The 5,725-nt window shown below is 46.6% G+C and carries 7 protein-coding genes; 4 read left to right on the top strand and 3 right to left on the bottom strand.

The window, feature by feature from the left end:
• From ABGY95_RS00830 to ABGY95_RS00820, 3 genes are all read right to left on the bottom strand, one after another.
• A partial coding sequence (locus ABGY95_RS00830; RefSeq protein WP_347439781.1) for a hypothetical protein occupies positions 1–373 on the bottom strand: 373 nt, incomplete at its 3' end.
• Positions 374–640: 267 nt separating this feature from the next.
• Complete coding sequence (locus tag ABGY95_RS00825) at positions 641–2,548, bottom strand: ferrous iron transporter B (RefSeq protein WP_347439780.1); 1,908 nt, start codon at positions 2,546–2,548, stop codon at positions 641–643.
• Between the two features lie 20 nt (positions 2,549–2,568).
• Positions 2,569–2,823, bottom strand: a complete 255-nt coding sequence (locus ABGY95_RS00820; protein WP_347439779.1) for a FeoA family protein — start codon at positions 2,821–2,823, stop codon at positions 2,569–2,571.
• A gap of 1,652 nt (positions 2,824–4,475) precedes the next feature.
• Here ABGY95_RS00820 and ABGY95_RS00815 point away from each other — a divergent pair.
• The 4 genes from ABGY95_RS00815 (at position 4,476) to ABGY95_RS00800 (ending at position 5,659) form a co-directional block, all read left to right on the top strand.
• Positions 4,476–4,970: a YcxB family protein gene (locus ABGY95_RS00815; RefSeq protein WP_347439778.1), complete on the top strand. Its 495-nt coding sequence runs from the start codon at positions 4,476–4,478 to the stop codon at positions 4,968–4,970.
• Between the two features lie 116 nt (positions 4,971–5,086).
• Complete coding sequence (locus ABGY95_RS00810; RefSeq protein ID WP_347439777.1) at positions 5,087–5,248, top strand: hypothetical protein; 162 nt, start codon at positions 5,087–5,089, stop codon at positions 5,246–5,248.
• Between the two features lie 45 nt (positions 5,249–5,293).
• Positions 5,294–5,476 (top strand): hypothetical protein, encoded by a 183-nt coding sequence (locus ABGY95_RS00805; RefSeq protein ID WP_347439776.1) that lies wholly within the window; start codon positions 5,294–5,296, stop codon positions 5,474–5,476.
• A gap of 24 nt (positions 5,477–5,500) precedes the next feature.
• On the top strand, positions 5,501–5,659 hold the full coding sequence (locus ABGY95_RS00800) for a hypothetical protein (RefSeq protein WP_347439775.1): 159 nt from the start codon (positions 5,501–5,503) through the stop codon (positions 5,657–5,659).
• Positions 5,660–5,725 lie beyond the last annotated feature (66 nt).

The raw sequence follows: 5,725 nt of genomic DNA, 5'->3' as shown, positions 1-5,725 counted from the left end.
TGACTTCTTTTTGAGTAGAGCGGTGTGAAAAAATCTTAAGAATGCACTCGAGACAATCACTATGATGCGCTTCAAGTAACCGTAATCTATGGAAGTTCTTATTGCTTCGGGATAGAAAGGTAAATTCCGCGCCTTTAGTTGAACCAGTTTTATGGCTCTTTAGCCATCCGCTATGCCAGTTAAGGAAATTCCAAAGAACCGAACCATCCACGCTTTGGCTTTGAGCTTCATTAGCAGAGGTAATGTGCCGAGGATAATAGCCTATTTCAGTAACTTGGCTGATAGAATTAGCATAAGAACTTTCTACAAGACCAAGTGTGTGTAGTCGGTGGACTATTCTAGCCCAGTAGGGGCTAAGTGAATTGTTTTTCATACTGCTTATTTTAGCAGTAATCTGTAACCTCAGCTAACGCTGGGATCTTGATAATTAGCGTTTACTTGTTGTTGGCGCAGGCGTGCTGTTTCGCTTTTTGAGAGGCTTTTTTTGGGCTTTGCCAGAAATTATATCACAGCCGCAGCTTCCACAGCAAGATGAGCTCTTAAGCGATTGGTAGAGTTTGAAAGATAATGCAGCCACTGCTAGCGCAACAACACTAAGGGCTAGGATTGTCTGTGCTAAGAGCATGGCAATAAATGTTCCTTAGAATCCTAATAAAGTCCCGATCTGGAAAACGGCAAGAGCTGCTAAATAGGCAAAGAGCGACATACCCACAAGTTGGCCTACAGCCCACTTGTATGAATTAGTCTCCCTGGCAACCACCGCTGTCGTGGGAAGACACTGCAGAGCATAGATAAAGAAGACGAGTAGGCTGAGAAGTGTAAGAGGTGTGTAGATTTTTCTGCCGTCAGGCCAAGTGGCTGCAGCTAGTTTGTCCTCTAACAATGAATCTTGAGCATCCTCATCAATTTCTTCACTAATGCTATAAGTAACCATAAGTGATGACTTAAAGACCTCTCGTGCAGCAAAGGACATCATGACTGCTGTGCTGGTGCGCCAGTCATAACCGAGGGGTTCGAATACCGGTTCTACAGCGTGGCCAATTTGGCCCATGTAGGATTGCTCTAGTGCTAGCGAGGCGTTTTCAGATGCAGCACTCCCTACTGCTGGTTTAGGATACGTTTCAAGTGCCCAAAGGATAATGCAGAGCGCTAAGATTATTGTGCCTGCTCTTTTCAAAAATGCCCAGGCTCGGTCCCATATATGACGAAGAAGGTAGCCAGTCTGTGGTAGTCTGTAGGGGGGGAGTTCGAGCATGAAATGGCTCGGAGTGGCATCTTCAGCTAAACGCCCCTTGAGAATGCGTGCTGCGATTAGAGCTGTAACAATACCTAAACTATAAACACCTAGCATGAAACCTGCTTTCTGTAGCGGACTTGAATGAGGAAGCAGCATAGTAATAAGGACCGTGTACACAGGGATACGCGCTGAACATGACATCCACGGCGCAATTAATATGGTGATAAGGCGTTCTTTGGCGCTGTCGATAGTTCGGGTGGCCATTATGCCAGGGATGGCACAAGCGTGAGACGAGAGTAACGGAAGAAAGGCTTTTCCTGATAGGCCAACAACGTTCATTACACGGTCCATCAGAAAGGCGGCTCGCGCCATGTAACCACTGGCTTCCATCAGTGCAATGAAGATAAAGAGAATGACAATCTGCGGGAGAAAGACCAAAGTGCCACTGAGGCCTGCGATCACTCCGTTGACAAGTAGGTCATTGAAATCCCCTTTAGGGAAGCTGGCTGCTGTCAACTCGCCTAGTGATTCAAAGCTGAGTTCGATCAAATCCATTGGATATGATGAAAGCGAGAAAATCGTCCAGAAGACGCCTAACATGATAGCTATCAATGTTACCCACCCTGTGAAAGGTGCGAGTAAGAATTTATCTAACTTGTCGGTTAGTGTTAGTGTGCCGTCGTTCTCACGGCGTGCGGCTTGGCCGCAAATGATTTGGATGAATTCAGTCCGAGCTGCGAGTCGTTCTTCGGCTGATCCTGAGCAACCCCACAGAGGGGTCTCTATCGCTGGGAGAGGGAGGCGGAGAGCCTGCTTGAGCTCCAGGATTCCTTTGCCTTTATTCGCTTGGACTGGGACAACCGGAACTCCGAGCTCCTCCGAAAGAATTGTTGGATCTAAGTGAATGCCACGTGACTCTGCTAAATCGACCATGTTCAGCGCAATCACGACTGGGTGGCCAAGTTCGATGACTTCCATCGCCAGTTGTAAGTGACGTTCTAGGGCTGAGGAGTCTAGAACACAGACGCAAATGTCAGGAGATACTTCGTCATCCTGTTCGCCAATGAGAAAATTACGTGTGACTTTTTCGTCTAACGATTGAGCTTTGAGGGAATAACAGCCCGGCAGGTCGACCAATTCTATTTTTCGGCCATGAGGCGTGCGGAAACTGCCGGATTTACGAGAAACTGTGACGCCCGAATAGTTGCCTACCTTCTGATTGGCTCCTGTGAGAGCGTTGAAAAGGGTGGTTTTACCAGCGTTTGGGTTCCCGACGAGTGCAACAAGGTGTTGCTCAGATGGAGAAGACATAAGAAGTAGGAGAAGGCTGTTTAGACTGGGCAGACAAGGATCTGTGCAGCGAGCTTCTTGTTGAGAGCTAATTTTGTGCCACACACAGTACAGAGCATATTGTGGCCATTGCTCAGCTTTCTAACTTCCATGGATTCACAAAATCCCATGCTGCGTAGGCGTTCACAAGCTGCTCCTTTGATGGAGTCAATTCGTACAGAGCAACCCACACTCGCCTGAGCCAGTGTCATTGCACTGTCAGTCTGAATATCGGTGTCGCGTTTGAATAACTTCATTACAGAAACTACTAGTGTAGTTGAGATTCGTTTGCAATAAGAAATTTCGCGATATCAAACCTCCCATAATGTGTGGAGGCTTTTTACCGAGAAAGACTCGAAGAAATATGCAACTGTTAAAATCATGAATACATCGACCTACGCTCTATGTTGCCCACTGCCAGCGTAGCTCGGCACTGTAATTCCCCAGCTTGCGAGTAAAAGGGTGCATACGCGAATAAACTGCCCACCCAATCAGTTGTGAATATAGCCCGCAATTCTCCGTTTTTTGTGTAATGTGTTTAAAATGTATGACTAGGGTGGGGTGTGTGATCGATAAGTGGTGGGTTTAGCTTGAGTGGTTACTGAGTGCACAAAAAATACTTTCCGATTAGTGTCGATTACGTGAATGGTTGTCATGGCTCCGAATTAAGCAAAACTCTTAAAACGAAAATAGTTATAAATATTCAACTGAAAGTGAAGCTGGCACTAGACGAGGAAGTTGTTCCTGTAGTTTACTGGAACCCAGAATTGCTTATGCTAGTATCTGCTGACGCAGCTTTCAAGGTGCAGCTTGTCGAGTGTCCCGTAATGTGAGTGGTGTGGCGCATGGGAGGTTGTATAGTGGCCAGCGGTGTAGCCGCAACGCCTTGAACTCGGCGGTTCTAATCATAGGTGGGCGGCAGTTATTGACAGTGAAGGAGTCTTCTCCACAGAAACGTCTTGGGATTAATGCTTCAAATATGATCGATCCTATCAGTATGAAGGAGTTGTTGATTCACTGCGTATCGCTTCTGTTCAACATCCGTCAGTTGGCACAATCGGTGGCTGCGCTGCTGGTGTTTACATTAACAACAACGTGCGCATTGTTTCTCTTTTACGCGGTATTAAGAATTAGGAGGCTTCCTGAAGACTGTGGTTCCAATGTTCAAGGACTTCTTGGTTGCTAAATATTCAGGTGTTTCTTTTTAGGTTGTCAAAAGCGTTAAAATAGCAGCACTTGCTGGTTCTATCAGCCTCAATACCAACTCATTTCTCGGTATCGCAATGGATAGTGATTAGGCTGTTAGGTGTGTTGAGCCAGAAGGCAACATTGCTACTCAGATCGGCAAGCTCGCATTCGCTTCAATTGACTGCCGCGACGGCACATCTACAGACCAATGGGCTTGGGATATAGTTTGTGGTGTGCAGACTTTCTGTCGGCAGGGTGTAGCACGTCTCGCTCCATCGGTAGGCTTCGACTACGGCGAGATGCCTTTCCCAAGGTTGCGTGCTTAAGTTCTGAAAAAAGGGGTAGGATTCGGATGCAGCTGAGACCCATGAGATAAGGGATATATGTTTCGGTTAGACTCTCGCTCAATGCGTTGCGTTCTAAGAAATCGGAATACGGATTATTATGGTCGTATAGCTAATGGTAAAGGAGGTCAAATCATGCTCAACGGAGCTAAGAGTGTTCCCGAGGTTATGTTGCTAGAACTAGCTAAGCAGAGCACTATCACTCAGCCAGACGAGAAGAGTGAGCCACGTGCAAGCTCTTGTAGAGGCTACTCTTCCTTACACCGGATAGTTTATCATAGGTGGGAAATTATTTGCTAAAACAGCATTTTCCATTATTAAGAATACAGTTTTTTTGCCTAGCATGCTAGGTTTAGGTCACAGATTAGCACGCAGCTATGGAAAAAAAAATAGAGATCACTTCGAAATTCGACGGGCCATCCCAGCATGGATCGTTCTCCAGACACATGTGGTGCCGCTACCGCTGGTGGGTTGTCTTGCGTTCACTTCTTTGTATTGTGGCAATTTGTTTTGGATCCTACTTGATTGAGCCTGGAACTAAAGGTGGCGTATTTGGCGGGTTTTTAGTGATGGTTGGTTCACTCGGTTTTATGCGGCCGATGCTTTGGCAAATGTGGCATGAGCGAGGACTAAGGAAGCACCCAGCCTACGAGACTGAAGTCCACTATGAATTTTCGGAGAGGGGGCTTAAAATCTCAGGTCTAGCCGGCGATGCCGATGTTCCATGGTCAGAATTTTATCAGGTGAAGCCTACCCGCAAGGGCTTGCTCATTTATCAAGATAAAAAACAATACCTCTGGATACCTAACGCGGATTTTGAGCAGGGGCAAATGCAAGAAATTTTCAAAATGAAGCAAACTGCGCAGCTCTAAATAGGTTCTCGCTGACCAGTGGGCTATCCATTTTACCCAGTCTAGGCAGGGGGTGGATGATCAAACTGAAGAAAATATTTGGAATAATTTTAGAATAGCGTCATCCTAACTTTGCTATGAAAGTAAAATCAATACTCACAGCATTTGCGGTGATCTCAATGGGCGGCAGTTCTGTCGCACTTGCTGAGGTCGCTCCAGCTGCATCAACAGAGAAGGCTGCTGCATCAGCAGTAGAGACGATGAAGGTTTTTATTGTCACTGCTAAAGGTGGTGGATGAGGAGCTGGTAGAACGGTCCGTGCGACCATTAGAACTCAAGAGGGCGTGAAGTCCCTCAAAATGTCAGGTTTACGAACCACCGTCGTCATGAAAGACGGTTTTGAGCTTGATGGTCCAAAGCTCAAAGCAGAGTTTGATAAAGGTCCCGTAACCTTGGTCTCTCTGGAGGAAAAAGATCAGGCTGTACCCAAGGCTGCATACGCGCTGGTGGTGACTGGTGCTGGATGAGCAACGACTAACGATAAGGCCCGTGTGGCCTTAGAAAAATTACCGGGAGTGGCCGCTGCTTATGTGAACAACCAGCTTGAAATTCACCTAAGTGAAGATCTCGCTCTTGATGAGGAAGCTGTGAAAGAGGCACTCGCTTCGTATAAGATTACTGTGAGCTCAGTCCAAAAGATGGAGCTCTAACGAGACTCTACAGCTGAACTAATCAATCAAACTCCATAGCTCAGTGGCAACCTGGGACTATGGAGT

Origin of the sequence: Rubritalea sp. (assembly GCF_039830215.1) — a bacterium.
Lineage (GTDB): Bacteria > Verrucomicrobiota > Verrucomicrobiia > Verrucomicrobiales > Akkermansiaceae > Rubritalea.
The sequence above is the reverse complement of the archived record's forward strand: the minus strand, read 5'-3'. Positions and strand labels throughout refer to the sequence as shown.

Bases quoted from the DNA above. Each gene is read 5' to 3' on its own strand.
- ABGY95_RS00820 (WP_347439779.1), bottom strand. From the start codon at position 2,823: ATGAAGTTATTCAAACGCGACACCGATATTCAGACTGACAGTGCAATG.
- ABGY95_RS00815 (WP_347439778.1), top strand. From the start codon at position 4,476: ATGGAAAAAAAAATAGAGATCACTTCGAAATTCGACGGGCCATCCCAG.
- ABGY95_RS00825 (WP_347439780.1), bottom strand. From the start codon at position 2,548: ATGTCTTCTCCATCTGAGCAACACCTTGTTGCACTCGTCGGGAACCCA.
- ABGY95_RS00810 (WP_347439777.1), top strand. From the start codon at position 5,087: ATGAAAGTAAAATCAATACTCACAGCATTTGCGGTGATCTCAATGGGC.